At 68.3% G+C, this 16053-nt stretch carries 15 protein-coding genes; 7 read left to right on the top strand and 8 right to left on the bottom strand.

All coding sequences use genetic code 11. The features are described from left to right. The first annotated feature begins 44 nt into the window (after window positions 1–44). Window positions 45–2414 carry an FdhF/YdeP family oxidoreductase gene (locus C6I20_RS02530; RefSeq protein WP_118394522.1) on the top strand — a complete coding sequence of 790 codons (2370 nt, stop codon included), beginning with the start codon at window positions 45–47 and terminating at the stop codon, window positions 2412–2414. Here the strand turns inward: C6I20_RS02530 and C6I20_RS17565 are convergent. Then, window positions 2332–2847 (bottom strand): hypothetical protein, encoded by a 516-nt coding sequence (locus C6I20_RS17565; RefSeq protein WP_254052218.1) that lies wholly within the window; start codon window positions 2845–2847, stop codon window positions 2332–2334. The two genes, C6I20_RS02530 and C6I20_RS17565, sit on opposite strands and share 83 nt — an antisense overlap. Before the next feature lie 103 nt (window positions 2848–2950). Between C6I20_RS17565 and C6I20_RS02520 the strand changes: the two genes are divergently transcribed. Then, window positions 2951–4213: a magnesium transporter MgtE N-terminal domain-containing protein gene (locus C6I20_RS02520; RefSeq protein ID WP_118394521.1), complete on the top strand. Its 1263-nt coding sequence runs from the start codon at window positions 2951–2953 to the stop codon at window positions 4211–4213. Beyond that, window positions 4206–4712 (top strand): DUF1003 domain-containing protein, encoded by a 507-nt coding sequence (locus tag C6I20_RS02515; RefSeq protein ID WP_118394520.1) that lies wholly within the window; start codon window positions 4206–4208, stop codon window positions 4710–4712. The genes C6I20_RS02520 and C6I20_RS02515 overlap by 8 nt, the downstream gene beginning before the upstream one ends. A 33-nt stretch (window positions 4713–4745) precedes the next feature. Here C6I20_RS02515 and C6I20_RS02510 read toward each other — a convergent pair whose 3' ends face one another. Then, entirely contained in the window at window positions 4746–6428 is a 1683-nt protein-coding gene (locus tag C6I20_RS02510) for an ABC-F family ATP-binding cassette domain-containing protein (RefSeq protein ID WP_118394519.1), read from the bottom strand. A 79-nt stretch (window positions 6429–6507) separates the two neighbouring features. Here C6I20_RS02510 and C6I20_RS02505 point away from each other — a divergent pair, with 79 nt between their 5' ends. Further along, the gene (locus C6I20_RS02505) at window positions 6508–7647 is read left to right on the top strand and encodes an Mrp/NBP35 family ATP-binding protein (RefSeq protein WP_118394518.1); all 1140 of its coding nucleotides are present in this window, start codon (window positions 6508–6510) and stop codon (window positions 7645–7647) included. Between the two features lie 9 nt (window positions 7648–7656). Beyond that, the gene (locus C6I20_RS02500) at window positions 7657–7977 is read left to right on the top strand and encodes a sec-independent translocase (protein ID WP_118394517.1); all 321 of its coding nucleotides are present in this window, start codon (window positions 7657–7659) and stop codon (window positions 7975–7977) included. Window positions 7978–8044: 67 nt separating this feature from the next. On the opposite strand, the gene C6I20_RS02495 is transcribed toward C6I20_RS02500, so the two are convergent. From C6I20_RS02495 to sigE, 3 genes are all read right to left on the bottom strand, one after another. Then, complete coding sequence (locus C6I20_RS02495; protein ID WP_118394516.1) at window positions 8045–11665, bottom strand: hypothetical protein; 3621 nt, start codon at window positions 11663–11665, stop codon at window positions 8045–8047. Window positions 11666–11801: 136 nt separating this feature from the next. Further along, on the bottom strand, window positions 11802–12644 hold the full coding sequence (locus C6I20_RS02490) for an anti-sigma factor (RefSeq protein WP_118394515.1): 843 nt from the start codon (window positions 12642–12644) through the stop codon (window positions 11802–11804). Then, a complete protein-coding gene (gene sigE, locus C6I20_RS02485) occupies window positions 12644–13210 on the bottom strand; it encodes an RNA polymerase sigma factor SigE (protein WP_118394514.1) in 567 nt (188 codons plus the stop codon). The genes C6I20_RS02490 and sigE overlap by 1 nt, the downstream gene beginning before the upstream one ends. Window positions 13211–13348: 138 nt before the next feature. Here sigE and C6I20_RS02480 point away from each other — a divergent pair, with 138 nt between their 5' ends. Continuing rightward, a complete protein-coding gene (locus C6I20_RS02480) occupies window positions 13349–13975 on the top strand; it encodes an O-methyltransferase (RefSeq protein WP_118394513.1) in 627 nt (208 codons plus the stop codon). 21 nt (window positions 13976–13996) lie between these two features. Here C6I20_RS02480 and C6I20_RS02475 read toward each other — a convergent pair whose 3' ends face one another. Next, a complete protein-coding gene (locus tag C6I20_RS02475; protein ID WP_118394512.1) occupies window positions 13997–14362 on the bottom strand; it encodes a hypothetical protein in 366 nt (121 codons plus the stop codon). Further along, entirely contained in the window at window positions 14362–14523 is a 162-nt protein-coding gene (locus tag C6I20_RS02470) for a DUF3117 domain-containing protein (RefSeq protein WP_082530405.1), read from the bottom strand. The genes C6I20_RS02475 and C6I20_RS02470 overlap by 1 nt, the downstream gene beginning before the upstream one ends. Before the next feature lie 107 nt (window positions 14524–14630). Here C6I20_RS02470 and C6I20_RS02465 point away from each other — a divergent pair, with 107 nt between their 5' ends. Further along, a complete protein-coding gene (locus C6I20_RS02465; RefSeq protein WP_118394511.1) occupies window positions 14631–15431 on the top strand; it encodes an enoyl-CoA hydratase-related protein in 801 nt (266 codons plus the stop codon). Between the two features lie 2 nt (window positions 15432–15433). On the opposite strand, the gene C6I20_RS02460 is transcribed toward C6I20_RS02465, so the two are convergent. Beyond that, window positions 15434–16030, bottom strand: coding sequence for a hypothetical protein (locus C6I20_RS02460; RefSeq protein ID WP_162891072.1), 597 nt, complete (start codon window positions 16028–16030; stop codon window positions 15434–15436). Between the last annotated feature and the right edge of the window lie 23 nt (window positions 16031–16053).

Here is a 16053-nt window from a genome sequence, read left to right as displayed (position 1 = left end):
ACACAATGGCCTTGGAGCGGAATGGGATCAGTCAAAGGGGCGACATGAGCGACGGCACGATCGACCACCACGACCAGGACCTCCGGGTGCACGATCCGAAGAGCGCTGCGGCCGGCGTCACGGGAGTCCGTGTCTCGATGCAGCGCGCGATCGGCCAGATGGGCCTCAAGAACACGGCCAAGACCCTGCTCAAGCTCAATCAGGCCGACGGGTTCGACTGCATGAGCTGCGCCTGGCCGGACCCCGACCCCGAGAATCGGCACACGGCCGAGTTCTGCGAGAACGGCGCCAAGGCCGTTGCCGAGGAGGCGACCAAGAAGCGCGCCACCCCGGACTTCTTCGCCCGGCACAGCATTGCCGAGCTCGACAGCCACGACGAGCACTGGTTGGGCCAGCAGGGCCGGATCACGCACCCCATGGTCAAGCGGCCCGGCGCCACGCACTACGAGCCGATCGAGTGGGATGACGCGCTCGCGATCGTCGCCGACAACCTCAACGGACTCGACAGCCCCGACGAAGCGGTCTTCTACACCTCGGGGCGCGCCTCGAACGAGGCCGCATTCACGTACCAGTTGTTCGCCCGCGCGCTCGGCACCAACAACATGCCGGACTGCTCCAACATGTGTCACGAGTCGACCAGCATCGCACTGGCCGAGTCGATCGGCATCGGCAAGGCCAGCGTGACGATGCGGGACGTCTACGAGGCCGACCTGATCCTGATCGCGGGCCAGAACCCCGGCACCAACCACCCACGCATGCTGTCGGCGCTCGAGATCGCCAAGCGTCGCGGCGCCAAGATCATCGCGGTCAACCCACTTCGCGAGGCCGGGCTGCACAATTTCCGCAACCCCCAGGTCCCGCGCGGCATCATCGGCAAGGGCACCGAGATCGCCGACCTGCACCTGCCGATCCGACTCAATGGTGATCTCGCGCTGTTCCAGGCCCTGGGCTCGCTGTTGGTCGAGTGGGACGCCCTCGACCACGAGTTCATCGACCGCCACACGACCGGATTCCACGAGTGGGCCCAGCACGTCGCAGCAGTCGACTGGACGACCGTCGAGAAGGCGACCGGGTTGTCGCGCGCCCAGATCACGGAGGCGGCCGAGATGATCCGCGCCTCGGACAAGACCATCTACTGCTGGGCCATGGGCCTGACGCAGCACCGCAATGCCGTCGCCACGATCAAGGAGGTCTGCAACGTGGCCTTCGCCCGCGGTGACATCGGCAAGCCTGGCGCCGGCCTGTTCCCGATCCGCGGCCACTCCAACGTGCAGGGCGACCGGACGATGGGCATCTGGGAGCGGGTCCCCGACACATTCCTGGACTCCCTGCAGGCCGAGTTCGGCTTCGACCCGCCCCGCGAGCACGGCCACGACACCGTCAACAGTGTGCGAGCGATGCGCGACGGCAAGGCGCACGTCTTCATGGGGCTGGGCGGCAACTTCGTGCTGGCTGCACCCGACACCGCAGTCACCGCGAAGGCGCTGGCCAGCACCCGGCTGACGGTCCAGGTCTCGACCAAGCTCAACCGCTCGCACCTGGTGTGTGGAGATACTGCGCTGATCCTGCCGACCCTGGGGCGTACCGAGAAAGACGTCCGTGGGGGCAAGGAGCAGTTCATCTCGGTCGAGGACTCGGTGTGCGCCGTGCACGCTTCCCGCGGCGTGCTCGAGCCGGCCAGCCCGCACCTGCGGTCCGAGACCGCGATCCTGTGCGGCATCGCCGAGGCCACGCTGGGCGACCGGCACGGCATCGACTGGGCCGCGATGCGCGATGACTACGACGTCGCCCGCGACCACATCTCGCGGGTCGTGGCGGGCTGCGAGGAGTACACCGCCAAGGTAGACCGGCCCGGCGGCTTCGTGCTCCCCCACCCGCCGCGGGACTCAAGGACCTTCGAGACCCGGTCGGGCTCTGCAGAGTTCGTCTGCTCGCCGATCGATGTCCTGCAGGTGCCCGAGGGCCACATCCTCCTGCAGACTCTGCGCAGCCACGACCAGTTCAACACCACGATCTACGGGTTCAGCGACCGCTATCGCGGGATCGAGGGCGGCCGCCGGGTCGTGTTCATGCACCCCGACGACATCGCCCACCTCGGTTTCACCGCCGGCGACATGGTCGACCTGAGCACCCGGTGGGACGACGACGACATCGACCGGGTCGCACCGGACTTCCGGATCGTCCCGTACGACACCCCGCGCGGATCGGCCGCGGCCTACTACCCCGAGACCAACCCGCTCGTGCCGCTGGACTCGACCGCGACCGGCAGCAACTGCCCGACCTCCAAGTCGATCATCATCAGCCTGACGCCCGCGCGCCAGGACCGGACGATCACCGGGTCGTACGACAGCCAGGCCTCCACCGGAGCGGACGAGGGGCACAAGGCGCGTCCGCAACCGACACACCTGTCATGAGCCGCGCCGCCGACCAGAACAGGTCGGCAGCCTTGACGACGGTCTCGTAGATTCCGTACGCCAGCGGGATCGCGACCAGCACCCAAGCCGAGACGATCAGCGGTCCTGCCGGGGCCACCGGGACATCGTGATCGGCTGCAGCAGCCTGCGTCTCGGCCGTCGAAGTTGCGTCGATCCGTGGCTCGTGGAAGCGCTCGTCCACCGGACGGATCGCGAGGTTGGCAACGAAGCCGACCATCAGGACCCCGACCATCATCAACAGCGCCGGTCGGTAGTCGGCGGCGGTGAGCCTGCCCGGCTTGCCCTGCGCGTCGAGGATCCGATTGACGATCAGCGGGCCGGCGACACCGGCGGCGGCCCACGCGGTCAGCAGCCGGCCGTGGATCGCGCCGACCGTTGAAGTCGGGCTTCGCGATGGGGTGCTGCCGATCAAGCAGAGCAAGTGACATGGTCCCCCAAAAGGACGTCAGACGTAGGTGTCACGGCAAGTCGGTTGATGACCGGTCGCACGCCGGGCAGCCCGGTAGAGTTCGAGCGTGAGCGCTACCCCCGGTCGTATCTTCCTGTCCCGCATCGTGGGCCAAGCGGTCTTCGATCCCGCGGGCGACCAGGTCGGCAAGCTGCGCGACGTCGTGGTCGCCGTGCGGTCCGCCAAGCACCGCCCACGGGTGCTCGGCATCGTCATCGAGGTGCTTGGACGCCGCCGGGTGTTCCTGCCGATCACCCGGGTCACGTCGCTGGACTCCGGACAGATCATCACGACGGGTGTGCTCAACGTGCGCAAGTTCGTGCAGCGGCGCACCGAGACGCTCGCGATCCACGAGCTGTTCGACCGCACGGTCGAGCTGCCCGACTCCTCCGGCGGCACGGTCTACGACATCGCGATGGAGCAGGACCCCCGTCGCGACTGGTACATCAGCGCGATCGCGGTGCAAGGTGGCGGCAAGCGCTTCGGCCGTCGCGGCCCGCACCAGGTCCTGGAGTGGGACGAGGTCACGGGCCTCACGACCGAGGAGACCGGTCAGGGCGCGACCCACCTGCTCGCCACGATGGATGAGATGCGGGCGGCCGACCTCGCCAACGCCCTGCGCGACCTGTCGCCCAAGCGACGCATGGAAGTCGTGACCGAGCTCGACGACGAGCGACTGGCCGACGTGCTCGAGGAGCTGCCGGAGAAGTACCAAGTCGAGATCCTCGGCGTGCTCGACCCCGATCGCGCCTCCGACGTGCTGTCGGAGATGGACCCCGACGACGCGGCGGACCTGCTCGGCGAGCTGCCGCCCGCGACCGCCGAGCAGCTGCTCGGCCGCATGGAGCCCGACGACGCCGAGGACGTGCGCCGCCTGCTCACGTACGAGGAGCGGACCGCCGGCGGCATGATGACGACGGAGCCTGTCGTGCTCCCCCCCGACGCGACGATCGCCGACGCGCTGGCACGCATCCGCAACCCAGACCTGATCCCCGCGCTGGCGTCGATGGTCTACATCTGCCGCCCGCCGCTGGAGACCCCGACCGGCAAGTTCCTCGGCATCGTGCACTTCCAGGCGCTGCTGCGCGAGCCGCCGTCGACGCTGGTCGGCGCGATCGTCGACAAGGACATCGACTGGCCGCGAGCAGATGCCTCCCTCGAGCACGTCGCCAACCTGCTCGCGGCGTACAACATGGTCGCGCTGCCGGTCGTCGACGACAACGCCCATCTACTGGGGGCGGTGACCATCGACGATGTTCTCGATCACCTGCTCCCTGAAGGCTGGCGAGAGCAGGACGACCAGGAGACGGAGGTGGTCGCCCATGGCTGAGCGCGCCCGGCTCGACCAGCCGCGGGAGGTACGCCGGCTGTTCCGCCCCCGCCCCCGCCGTGACCCCGATCCCGAACGGTTCGGCCGATTCGCCGAGTCCACGGCCCGATTCCTCGGCACGGCCCGGTTCATCGCCTGGATGACGGTCTTCGTCGTGGTCTGGATCCTGTGGAACGTGCCGTACGGGCCAGAGCGCGACCGCTGGGACGCCTATCCGTTCATCTTCCTCACGCTGATCCTCTCCCTCCAAGCGTCCTACGCCGCGCCGCTGATCCTGCTGGCACAGAACCGCCAGGAGGCCCGCGATCGGGTCACGCAGGAGCAGGAGCGCGATGCCACGGCGCAGGCCAATGCCGACATGGAGTTCCTCGCTCGTGAGGTTGCCAGTCTGCGGCTCGGCCTCGGCGAGGTCGCGACCCGCGACTTCATTCGCGGCGAGCTGCGCAATCTGGTGTCCGACCTTGACGAACGTGCCGAGTCCGAGGGCGACAAGGCCTGACCCGACCAGCGTCACGCAGCCCGTGGCAGCGGCTCACCGCTTCCGACGGACCCGCGTCTCGTCCCACACCGGCTCGTCGGACTCGTAGACCTGACCATCGGCGCCGAACACCAGGAACCGATCAAAGCCCCGGGCAAACCACCGATCGTGCGTCACCGCGACGACGGTGCCCTCGAACGTCGACAGGGCCTGCTCGAGGGCTTCGGCGGAGTGCAGGTCGAGGTTGTCGGTCGGCTCGTCCAGCAGCAGCACCGTCGCGTGGGACAGCTCGAGCAGCAGGATCTGGAACCGCGCCTGCTGGCCTCCCGACAGCTGCTCGAAGACCTGGTCGCCGGCCTTGGCGAGCCCGTAGCGGTCCAGCGCCTTGGCCGATCCCTCGTGGCCCATCCCCCGCCGGTGACCGTCACCGTGGTGCAGGATCTCCAGCAAGGTACGGCCCAGCAACGACGGGTGCTCATGCGTCTGCGCGAACCAACCCGGTCGTACGCGGGAGCCGAGCTTGGCCATGCCTGTGTGGTCGACCGGCGGCGGGATCACGTCACCGACTGGTTCGTGCTCGACGTCCGGGCGAGACCCGCCGGCCGCAAGGAGCCGCAGGAAGTGCGACTTGCCAGAGCCGTTGCTGCCCAGCACCGCGACCCGCTCGCCGAACCAGATCTCCAGGTCGAACGGTTTCATGAGCCCGGTCAGCTCAACCTGCTCGGCAGTCACCGCCCGCTTGGCCGTGCGGCCCCCCTCGAGCCGCATCCGAAGGTTCTGGGCGATCGGGACGGCCTCGGGAGGACCCTCGCGCTCGAACCGCTCGAGCCGGGTCTGCGCGGCCTGGTAGCGGGCAGCCATGTCGGAGTTGTAGGCCGCCTTCTGCCGATACATCAGCACCAGCGCCTTGAGCTTGGCCCGCTCCTCGTCCCAGCGGAGCCGCCGCTCCTCGAGCTTGGCGTTGCGGTCGATCCGCGCCTGGAGGTACGTCGAGAAACGCCCGGGATGGACCCATAGCGAGCTTCCAGCCGCGCCGGGCTCGAGCGTCGCGATCCGTCCGGCTACACGCTCGATCAGCTCACGATCGTGACTCACGAACAGCACGGTCTTGGGCGACTCGACGAGTTGCTCCTCGAGCCACCGCTTGGCCGGCACGTCGAGGTAGTTGTCGGGCTCGTCAAGCAGCAGGACCTGCTCGGGCCCCCGCAGCAACGCCTCCAGCACGAGCCGCTTCTGCTCACCGCCGGACAACGTCGTGACGGCCCGCCACTGCGCCTGCTGGAATGGCACTCCGAGGGCAGCCATGGTGCACATGTCCCACGTCGACTCGTGCTCGTAGCCGCCGGCGTCGCCCCAGTCGACCAGCGCCTGTGCGTACGCCATCTGGTCGGCCTCGTCGTCACGCTCCATCATCAGCAGCTCGGTGCGGTCGACCTCGGCGGCAGCATGCCGCACGGGCGGCGGCGCGACCGAGATCAGCAGGTCGCGGACCGTCGACTCGTCCCGCATCGATCCCACGAACTGGCGCATGACCCCCAGACCGCCGGAGGCCGTCACCGCGCCCCCGTGAGGCTGCAGGTCTCCCGTCACGATCCGGGTCAAAGTCGTCTTGCCGCTGCCGTTGGGACCGATCAGCGCAACCTTCATTCCCTCGCCGACGCGCAGGCTGATCTCGTCGAGCAGGGGTCGTCCGTCGGACAGTGTGAAGCTGACGGAGCTGATGTCGAGATGTCCCACGCGTTCATCCTTCCATCGACCTCAACGCTTAGGTCACACTCGGGGACGGGCACGCGGCGCGCCCACGTACCATGGGGGCATGTCTGCGGTCACCGAAGAGCAAGTCCTGGAAGCCCTCACGAAGGTCATCGACCCGGAGATCAAACGACCGATCACCGAGCTCGGCATGGTCGACGGGGTCGTGATCGAAGAAGCGCAGATCACGGTCCACCTGCTGCTGACCGTCTCCGGCTGCCCACTCAAGGACACCCTCAACCGCGACATCACCGCTGCGGTCGCGACCGTCGCACCGGCGCACGCCGTCGTCGTCGACATGGGCGTCATGACCGACGAGCAGCGCAAGAGCATGCAGGAGATGTTGCGCGGGGGTCGCACGGAGAAGGAGATCCCGTTCGCCCAGGCTGGTTCGCTGACCAAGGTCTACGCGATCGCCTCGGGCAAGGGCGGAGTCGGCAAGTCGACCGTCACGGTCAACCTGGCACTCGCGATGGTCAAGCGCGGCCTCAAGGTCGGCATCATCGACGCCGACATCTACGGTCACTCGATCCCCGACATGCTCGGCGTGGGCGACCTGCGCCCGACCCAGGTCGAGGACATGATCATGCCGGTTCCCGTCAAGGGCCTCAAGGTCATCAGCATCGGGATGCTCAAGCCGCGCAAGGACCAGGTCGTCGCGTGGCGCGGCCCGATGCTCGACCGTGCACTCGTGCAGATGCTCAGCGATGTCTACTGGGGTGACCTGGACGCTCTGCTGCTCGACCTCCCGCCCGGCACCGGCGATGTCGCGATCAGCCTGGGCCAGCACCTGCCCAACGCCGAGGTCCTCGTCGTCACGACCCCGCAGCCCGCTGCCGCCGACATCGCCGAACGTGCTGGCACGATGGCCTCGATGATGCACCAGCGCGTGGTGGGCGTCATCGAGAACATGTCCTACCTCCAGCTCCCCAACGGCGACCGCATGGAGATCTTCGGATCCGGCGGAGCCGCTCGGGTCGCCGAGGCACTCAGCGCCCGGTTCGGCTACGACGTGCCGATGCTGGGCCAGATCCCGCTCGACCAGGAGCTCCGCGAGGGCGGCGACATCGGCAACCCGATCATCGAGGCCGACCCGGAGTCCGTGGCGGCCACGATCCTGCAGGCTGCCGCCGATCAGCTCAGCGGCCGTTCCCGTGGCCTCGCCGGCATGCAGCTGGGCCTCGCCCCGGCCGGACGGCTGTAGGCAGGCCACATGCTCGGCATGGGGCTGCCAGAGATCGGGGTCGTCCTGGTCGTCGCCATGCTCGTGTTCGGCCCGGACAAGCTGCCCGAGCTGGCCAAGCAGGCCGGTGGTTTCGTGCGAACGCTCCGCCAGATGGCCGACAACGCCAAGAACGACCTCGGACGCGAGCTCGGCGAGGACCTGTCTGGTCTCAACCTCCGCGACCTCGATCCGCGCGAGATCGTGCGCCGCAACTTCCTCGACGACGACGACACGACTCCGGCCGCCACCAAGGAGAGCCGGATCCTGCGTCCCGGCGAGACGCCACCGTACGACCCCGAGTCGACCTAGCCGAACCCGCCGGACAGACACGAAGGCCGACCGTCATCGACGGTCGGCCTTCGTGCTGCTGATGGGGTTACGGTGTGCGCGGGACCCGGTTGGGCACGTCGCAGATCGCATCACGCAGGTTCAGCGTGATCGGTATGCCGATGACCTTGACCGTGACCTTGAGCGCCGTCGCGGACACGCACCGCACGATGCCGGTGCCACCCGTCGCCTTGACCCCGGTCGTCTGACCGAAGAGCTTGGTCGGCACCAGGTCAGTCACCGCGTCAACGGCCGAGAAGCCGTTGCCAGGTGTGAACTCCAGCTGCGCCGTGCCCAGGTCGGCGTTGATCTTGCCACCCAGGATCGGGTGCTCGCAGCCGTCGAAACCACATGCACCGTCGAACTCCGTGGTGTTGAGGTAGATCGGGCCGCCGTCCTCGGTGTCGAGGTTGCCGGTCAGGTCGAGGCGCTGCAACCGCAGGTTCTGTGCCGACAGGCCACCGGCTGAGTCCACGAGATTCAGCGTCGTGTATTCGCTGGCGACGAACTGCACCGAGCCCAACGCCGGGTCCTCGATGCCGACGCCGGGCAGGCACGCCTCGTCGTCGGCCATGCAGACCCGCAGCTGCGCCGGCAACGGTCCGGCGATCGATCCACTGAGACCACCCAGATCGAATGTCAGGCTGTTGGTCGACTCCGCTGCCGAGTAGTCGAGTCGTTGTGCACCAGACCCGTCGTCCACCAGACCGAGCCGCATGTTGGGCACGAGGTGATCGATCGTCGCGTTGACGCTGTCAGCACCGTCGTCCAGCCGGACCGTGAAGATCTTGCCAGCGACGGTGTCCAGGAGTAGCTCGGGCGTCGAGTCGAGCTCCGCGGAGATCTTGCGCAGCCCGCTGATCCGTGCAGCCAGACGGGTGGAGTCTCCCGTCTGGTCCATGACCAGACCATCGCCGTCACCGGGAATCGAGATCGGGTTGCCCGAGTGGGCGTCGACCTCGACGAGCCCGACCGGCTCGCCGGCGGTGTCAAAGCCGACACCGGCGTCGCCGACCTCGACTGAGAGCACATGCGGGATGTCCGTCAGCGCGACGTCGAGGTGGGTCGCACCCAACAGGCTTCCTGACTCATCCTCGGCGTTGATGAGGACCTGGTCGATCGCGGAGGATCCCTCGACCCGTACTGCGCCATCAGGTGACAGCGCAAGACCCAGCTCGTGTGGTGCGTCGAGGATCTTGGCGTCCAGGGTCAGCGACTCCTGCTCGACCAGGGCACGCAGCGGGGTCGGAGCCATCGTCAGGTTGAGCGCGACGGTGTCCTGCAGATCCAGCGACATACCCTCGAACCCGGGCAGACGCACGGCGACCGACTGGTGATCACCCTGCGTCAGCAGTCGCAGGTAGGCCGCGTCGTCCAATGTCACGATCTCGCCGCCGCTGCTGTAGCCGGCACCGAAGACACCGATCGCGCCGCTGGCGGTCAGGCTGCCCGCGCCCTCGGCACCCAGGGCGAAGTCGATCGTGTCGGGAACGTCCTCCAGACCGAGGATGATGTCGCTCGCGGTCCGTCCGGCGTCGAGCGTACGAGCCCGTACGTTGACCTGGTCGAGCCCGGCGTCACCGTGCAGCGATGCAGTCAGGCCACTGGCCTCGGTGCCCTTGAGCGCCAGTGCCAGGGTGCCGTCGATCTTGGCGAACGATGCATCCGCGAGGAAGATCTGGTCGCCGCCCGAGTCGTCGGCCAGCTCCACCCCGACCGTGGTCGGTGCGTCGGTCGTGAACGTTGCCGCGATGTTCTGCGAGTCGACCGAACCTCCCGACAGGTCAAGCGCGATGCGTGCACTTGCCGGCGCCCGGTCGAACGAGACACCGAACCGCTGCTCCTCCGGCGCCAGTCCGCTCGGGACCTCGAGCGGATCGCCGTCGAGGTCGGCCGGGTCGCCGGAGCCGCTGGGCGGCACCGCCGCGAGACCGTTGTCCGGAGTGATGGCGCCCGTGACTGCCACTGCGGCATCGCCGCTCGCGGCTACCTCGAGCCCGGCTCCGCCGTCGCCCAACAGGATGAGCGCAGAGAATCCGGGAGGAGCCGTGCTCGTGCGGGTGTCATAGCCGAATCGGTACGTCGTGGGATCGTTCGGCAGCGTCAGCAACGCCTGCAGGCTCAGCGGCAGGCTGGCTGGCGCGCCGTTGGTCTTCGTGACCTGGATCCGCGGGACGATGTTTCCGCCCTCGCCGGTCAGGTCGACCAGGGCAAGCAGGTCGGGCCGACCGTCGCCGGTCACGTCGAGCGGCTGAGGGATACCGATCGTCGCACCGAACTCCTTGGCGCGGGCCGCGCCGTCCGGATCCATGTAGACGCTGCGCCACGTGAAGCGCGCGGTGTCGACGAGCGCGCCCAGCGGGGAGTCCTTGGCCAGGCCGGCCAGCAGACCGTCGACGGTCGCGTCGATCGGGTCGCCGGACTTGCCGACGTCGTTGCCGAGCTCGCCCAGCAGGCTGCCGAGCGTGGCGAAGAGCTCGTCGACCGACAGACCGGCGACGGGAGTCGTGCCGATCGGCTGGGCGATGAACACGCCGAGGTCCTGCAGGAGGCCACCCAGTGTGCGGGTCAGACCGCCGACCAGGCCGTGCTCGACCGGTGCGGTCGTCGCGGCGGCATCACCGACGTAGAACGTGACCGAGTCCTTGCTGGGCGTCCAGACCGAGTCGCCCGCGTAGGTCGCAGCGGCGGTCTCGGTGCGGCTCTGGCCTGCGACCGGGACGCTGCGAGCAGCCGTGCCGCTGGTGCCGGTCGTGCTGTCGCCGGCGTCGTCCGCAAGCCGCAGTGTCACGGGCGCGTCGGCGATCGGGCGGCCATTGCGCGCGCTGCCCGGTGTGCGATCGACGAGACGAGCCTTGAGGGTCGTGCTCGCGCCTGGTTGTGCCCGGGTGGATCCGATGTACGTCGTCCCTGAGGTGCGCAGGTCGAGGGTCGTGGTCGCGGTGCCACTCTCCCCCACGTAGGTCGCGTCGTCGGCCACAGCCGCGGTCACCGTCAGGGCGCCAGCATCCAGATCAGGAAGGTCCAATGACGTCGTCGCACGACCGTCTGCGTCGGTGACGACGGTGTCTTCTCCGACGCCGGGCACCGTCACCGTGACCGAGCGGCCGCCAAGTGCCAGGTTGCTGATGCCGTCGGCGTGCACGCTGGTGGTGACGGTGACCGGCAACGACTCACCCGTCACGACGTGGGCCGGCGTCGTGACAGCGACCGCGGCCTTGTTCTCGAGCCTGACCGTCAGGTCTGACAGCTGGACCTCGGACTGGGTTGTGCACCCGAGGTTGCCGAAGCCAGACTTCTTGCCGTCCGTCGCCCAGGAACGGACGCGATACTGACCCAGGGGCTGGCCCACGGTGTTCCACGAGCTGCTCAGGGCACCGGCTCCGCTGCGGCTGGCGGTGTGCACCACAGCGCCGTCGGTGACACGAGTGACCGAGAGACGCGACTTGCTGGGATCGCTGAAGGTGCAGTTCTCCTCGCCGCCGCGGGAATCGTTGACCGCCACGATGCCCGAGATCGTCTGTCCGTTCGTCAGGGTGCTGATCGCTCCCTGCGCCCCGGCGAACGACAAGGTGCCGAGGGCTAGCCCGCTGACCGCGGCAAGCGCCGCGATGCGCCGGCGTGGCCGCCGCCGATCCGAGCGGTGTCGGGGCAATTCGACGTTCGTCATCCGGGCTCCTGAGAGGGTCAGCGCACACCTGTGTGCAGTTGACCGAGACAACTGTCAGAAGTCGAATGTGTTACGGATCATCTTTGGGTAGTCACTTTGGATCTACCGCTGGGATGCCACTTCTGGTAGGCGCCGTTCAGGCCGCGCCGAGCCAGGCCGACATCCGGTGGAGCCCGCCCCGGATCCGCTCAGGCGGTGTCCGGTCGTACGCGCCGCGGGGCAGCTGTGACACGGCCTGCACGACTCGCTCCTCATCGGCATCTGTGACGACGGTGTAGACCACGCCATCGTCGTCCCACGTCACGACCAACGGCGTCCCGTCGCGCACGAAGACCTCCGAGCCGCCCATGCGGGTGGGTTCGAAACCCTTGACGCTGTCCAGATCGAGCGATCCGTTCTGCTCGAACAGGTTGAGCCTAGCGTCGTCGTTGGAATAGCTCAGCGCCACGACCGCCCCCCGATCGGCGTACGTCCCCGAGGTGCGATGCAGGTCACCGGCGAGAGTCACGTGGCACGGCCAGCCCGCACCGTCCAGCTCGTCCAGCCTGGTCTCGGAGATCACGTTGCTGGCCTGCACCGTCGCGGGTCCGCGGAAGTCGGCGGCATAGCGCTGGAACGGCGGAGCGACCTCGTCGCCGAGGCGCCGTTCCGCGCCGCCGACGGCATATGCGGTGGCAACCACCGCCACGGAAGCGCTGACCAGCACGATGCCGGCCCGGAACGACGCCGAGCGACGCACCCGCTCCCACCGGCCGTGATGTGCAACCGGCGAGTGCGCCAGCCCGGACAGCGAGGCCAGCAAGGCCGGGGGCGGTTCGGGACTGGCAACCGTCGACATACGTGACTTGAGCAGCCGCTGCTGGCGCACCGCCTTCGCGCAGCCATCGCACTCCTGCAGGTGCGACATCGCCTCGCGCGTCGCGGGCTCGGAGAGCTGCCCGTCGACGAACGCAGCAACGTCTGCACCCAGATGAGTCATCAGACCCCGATCGGTCCCACGAATCGGGTGCGTCCCTGACGGGGGGCGCGATGCGCGAGCGACTCACGCAGCTGTGTCCGACCGCGGTGGATGCGGGACCGGACCGTGCCCAGCTTGATGCCCAGGACGTCGGAGATTTCCTCGTACGACAGCCCTTCGATGTCGCACAGCACGACGGCCACCCGGAACTCATCGGACAATGATCCCAGTGCGAGCTCGATGTCTGGATCGAAGTTGGCATCGTGCACCGCGGACTCGGGCAGGATCTCCGAGCTCAGCAGCTTGTCCTCGGCGCCTTCATAGAAGCCGTCCATGCGCAGACGCGACTTGCGACGCACGCGATCGAGGAACAGGTTGGTCGTGATGCGGTGCAGCCAGCCCGGGAAGTTGCCGGGCTCGTAGCTGTCGAGCGAGCGGAAGACGCGGATGAACACGTCCTGTGTCAGGTCCTCGGCATCCTGGCGGTTGCCGGTCAGACGGTACGCGAGCCGGTAGACACGGGCGGAGTGATCCGCCACGATGTCGTCCCAGTTGAGCGTTGCCGTGTCCACGTCCTCTACCTTCATGAGTAGATCGTTGCCCTTGTACCTGAGAGAACGCACTGAATCACCTGACTGTTCCCCAGATTCATCAGCGGAGCCTCCCGGCTACACGGCTCGCTCGCCGATAGGATTTGCTTCACCACCCCGACCGAGGAGCCGACCATCACCACCGCAGCCAGCCTGGCCTATGCCGAGGACTTCCTGAGCGAGGACGAGCATCTCGCCGCTGCGAGAGTGCGCGCCGACGAGGTCGGCGTCGTGCCGGTCGGACCGGGAGCGGGTGCGGCACTGTCGTTCCTCGCCTCGGCAGTGCAGGCCAAGGCGGTTGCCGAGATCGGCACCGGCACGGGCGTCTCAGGCTTGTGGCTCATGCGCGGCATGCAACCCGACGGCGTGCTGACCTCGGTCGATCTCGAGGCCGAGCACCAACGGCTCGCCCGAGAGACCTTCACCGACGCCGGCTACGCACCGCAGCGCTTCCGGCTCATCGCCGGATCTGGCCTCGACGTCATGCCCAGGCTGACCGACGCTGGCTACGACGTCGTGTTCCTCGACGGCGACAAGGTTGAGTACGGCGAATACCTCGAACAGTCGATGCGCCTCGTGCGGCCCGGCGGAATCATCGTGTTCGACAACGCGCTGTGGCACGATCGCGTCGCCGACCCCGCGCAGCGCGATCCGGAGACGGCCGCGATCCGCGAGGTCGTGCAGCGCGTCAGGAACGACGAGCGACTGCGCAGCGTGCTGCTTCCGGTGGGAGACGGCCTGCTGGCCGCCCAGCTGCTCTGACCCACCACCCCAGCGCGGGAGTCAGTCCTCCGGGTCCTTCTTCTCGTGCTCGAAACTCGACGACGACCGGAAGCCTGCCGGCCCGCGCACGACCGCGACGATCTCGCAGGCCTCGATCGTGACCGGCGCACTGCCGATGATCTTGGAGCCCGCAGAGTCCGCCGCGGCCTGCTCGAAGTCGGCTTGAAAGGCCTTCCGGGCCTCGGTCGAGACGAACACGTAGTTGCCCTCGAACCACTCGCCCTTGCGGACGCGCCACGTCTTGAAGCGCAGACCGTCCAGCCCGGCGAACCGGGCGAACGACTCCTCCTCCACGTAGGCACGCAGAGCCTTGACCGTCCCCTTGGGAGCGTCGGCCAGTGACCAGCGAACGGTCAGGCCGTACATCAGACCGCTTTGAGCTGATCGCCCAAGGTCGCCGCTTCCTCGTTGTTCAGCTCGACAACAAGTCGTCCGCCGCCCTCGAGTGGAACGCGCATCACGATGCAACGTCCCTCCTTGGTGACCTCCATCGGGCCGTCTCCGGTCCGTGGCTTCATGGCCGCCATCAGTACCCCTCTCGATCTGTTGCTCCCGCCGATCCAGCGGGAAGCGTGCCCCCTATTATCGCCTATGGCCCGAGCGCGTCCGACCGCAGTCCCCACTGGAGGCACCCATGAGCAATCTCAGCACACCGCCCGTCACCTACGACGTGGCCGATGGCGTCGCCACGGTGACGCTCAACCGGCCCGACGCGATGAACAGCCTGACACTATCCACGAAGGTCGCGCTGCGGGATGCGATGCACGCAGCGGCCGCTGACAGCGCCGTGCGCTGCGTGGTCCTCACCGGCACCGGGCGGGCTTTCTGCGTGGGCCAGGACCTCAAGGAGCATGTCGCCGAGCTGACCGGCGACTCGCCCTCCCTCGGTGACACCGTCATGGAGCACTACAACCCCACCGTGACCGCCATCGCGACGATGCCCAAGCCCGTGATCGCCGCGGTCAACGGCATCGCGGCCGGCGCCGGTTCGTCGCTGGCGTTCGCCGCCGACTTCCGCATCCTGCGTCGATCGGCCGGATTCAACCTGGCGTTCGCCGGCATCGCGCTGTCCTGTGACACCGGCGCGTCCTGGACGCTCCCCCGCCTGGTCGGCCACGGCAAGGCGACGGAACTGCTGATGCAGCCGCGCACGATCCCCGCCGACGAGGCGTACGCCCTGGGCCTGGCGACCACGGTCGTGGACGATGACGCATTCGAGGCCGAGATCGCCACGCTGGCCAGGTCGCTGGCCGACGGCCCCACCCTGGCGCTGGCCTCGATCAAGCGCGCGCTCGCCTTCTCCGCGACGCACGACCTGCCGTCCTCGCTCGAGCACGAGGCCCAGAAGATGGCGCTGACGGGAGCGTCGGCGGATCATCTCGCGGCGGTGCAGGCCTTCCTGGCCAAGGAGAAGCCGGTCTTCACCGGCCGCTAGCCTCAGGCGAGCTTGCGGTCGCTCTGCATGCGGGCTGCCTCGGAGGCAGACTCTTCCCACGCCAGGATCTCGGCGCGGGCCTGCAGCTCGGCGCTCTCGCTCGCGGCGAGGGCGTCACTGGCGTTACGCAGGTCGACGCGTGCCGACTCGAGGTCGGACTGCGCGGAGTCGACGTCGGCCTGCAGCGCCTGGCTGCGTGCCCGCTCCTCCGACAGCCGCTCGCGAGCGCGTGCCATCTGGATCTCGGCGGTGACCAGCGAGTCTCGCAGGGTGGCGAGCTGAGCATCGCGCAGTCGGACGCGCGATCCCATCTGCTCGGCGAACGCGATGTGCTCGCGAGACCGGGTGACGGCAACCTCCCGGTTGTCATCGATCATGCCGGAACGTTCGAGCGCCCACTCGCGGCGGCGCAGGATCAGCTCGGTCGACAGCAACCGGGCTGCGACCACCCCCGAGAGGACGGAATAGGCCGTCGCTGCGATCAGGACGGGCACGGTCGACACCGCGATGCCCACAACCGCCACCAGAACGGCCGAGATCAGCAGCGCCGTGGCGCCGAGTGCCCTGCGGGACCGGGGGATTCTTCGAGTTGATGCCATGCCACGGATCGTAGGCTGCCGGA

This window comes from Aeromicrobium sp. A1-2 (assembly GCF_003443875.1).
Classification (GTDB): domain Bacteria; phylum Actinomycetota; class Actinomycetes; order Propionibacteriales; family Nocardioidaceae; genus Aeromicrobium.
This window is presented reverse-complemented; position numbering and strand designations above follow the sequence as displayed.

Coding starts and splice junctions, on each gene's coding strand:
- C6I20_RS02475 (WP_118394512.1), bottom strand. CDS start 14,362: ATGTACGGCCTGACCGTTCGCTGGTCACTGGCCGACGCTCCCAAGGGG.
- C6I20_RS02530 (WP_118394522.1), top strand. CDS start 45: ATGAGCGACGGCACGATCGACCACCACGACCAGGACCTCCGGGTGCAC.
- C6I20_RS02505 (WP_118394518.1), top strand. CDS start 6,508: ATGTCTGCGGTCACCGAAGAGCAAGTCCTGGAAGCCCTCACGAAGGTC.
- C6I20_RS02490 (WP_118394515.1), bottom strand. CDS start 12,644: ATGACTCATCTGGGTGCAGACGTTGCTGCGTTCGTCGACGGGCAGCTC.
- C6I20_RS02470 (WP_082530405.1), bottom strand. CDS start 14,523: ATGGCGGCCATGAAGCCACGGACCGGAGACGGCCCGATGGAGGTCACC.
- C6I20_RS02460 (WP_162891072.1), bottom strand. CDS start 16,030: ATGGCATCAACTCGAAGAATCCCCCGGTCCCGCAGGGCACTCGGCGCC.
- C6I20_RS02465 (WP_118394511.1), top strand. CDS start 14,631: ATGAGCAATCTCAGCACACCGCCCGTCACCTACGACGTGGCCGATGGC.
- sigE (WP_118394514.1), bottom strand. CDS start 13,210: ATGAAGGTAGAGGACGTGGACACGGCAACGCTCAACTGGGACGACATC.
- C6I20_RS02495 (WP_118394516.1), bottom strand. CDS start 11,665: ATGACGAACGTCGAATTGCCCCGACACCGCTCGGATCGGCGGCGGCCA.
- C6I20_RS02515 (WP_118394520.1), top strand. CDS start 4,206: ATGGCTGAGCGCGCCCGGCTCGACCAGCCGCGGGAGGTACGCCGGCTG.
- C6I20_RS02500 (WP_118394517.1), top strand. CDS start 7,657: ATGCTCGGCATGGGGCTGCCAGAGATCGGGGTCGTCCTGGTCGTCGCC.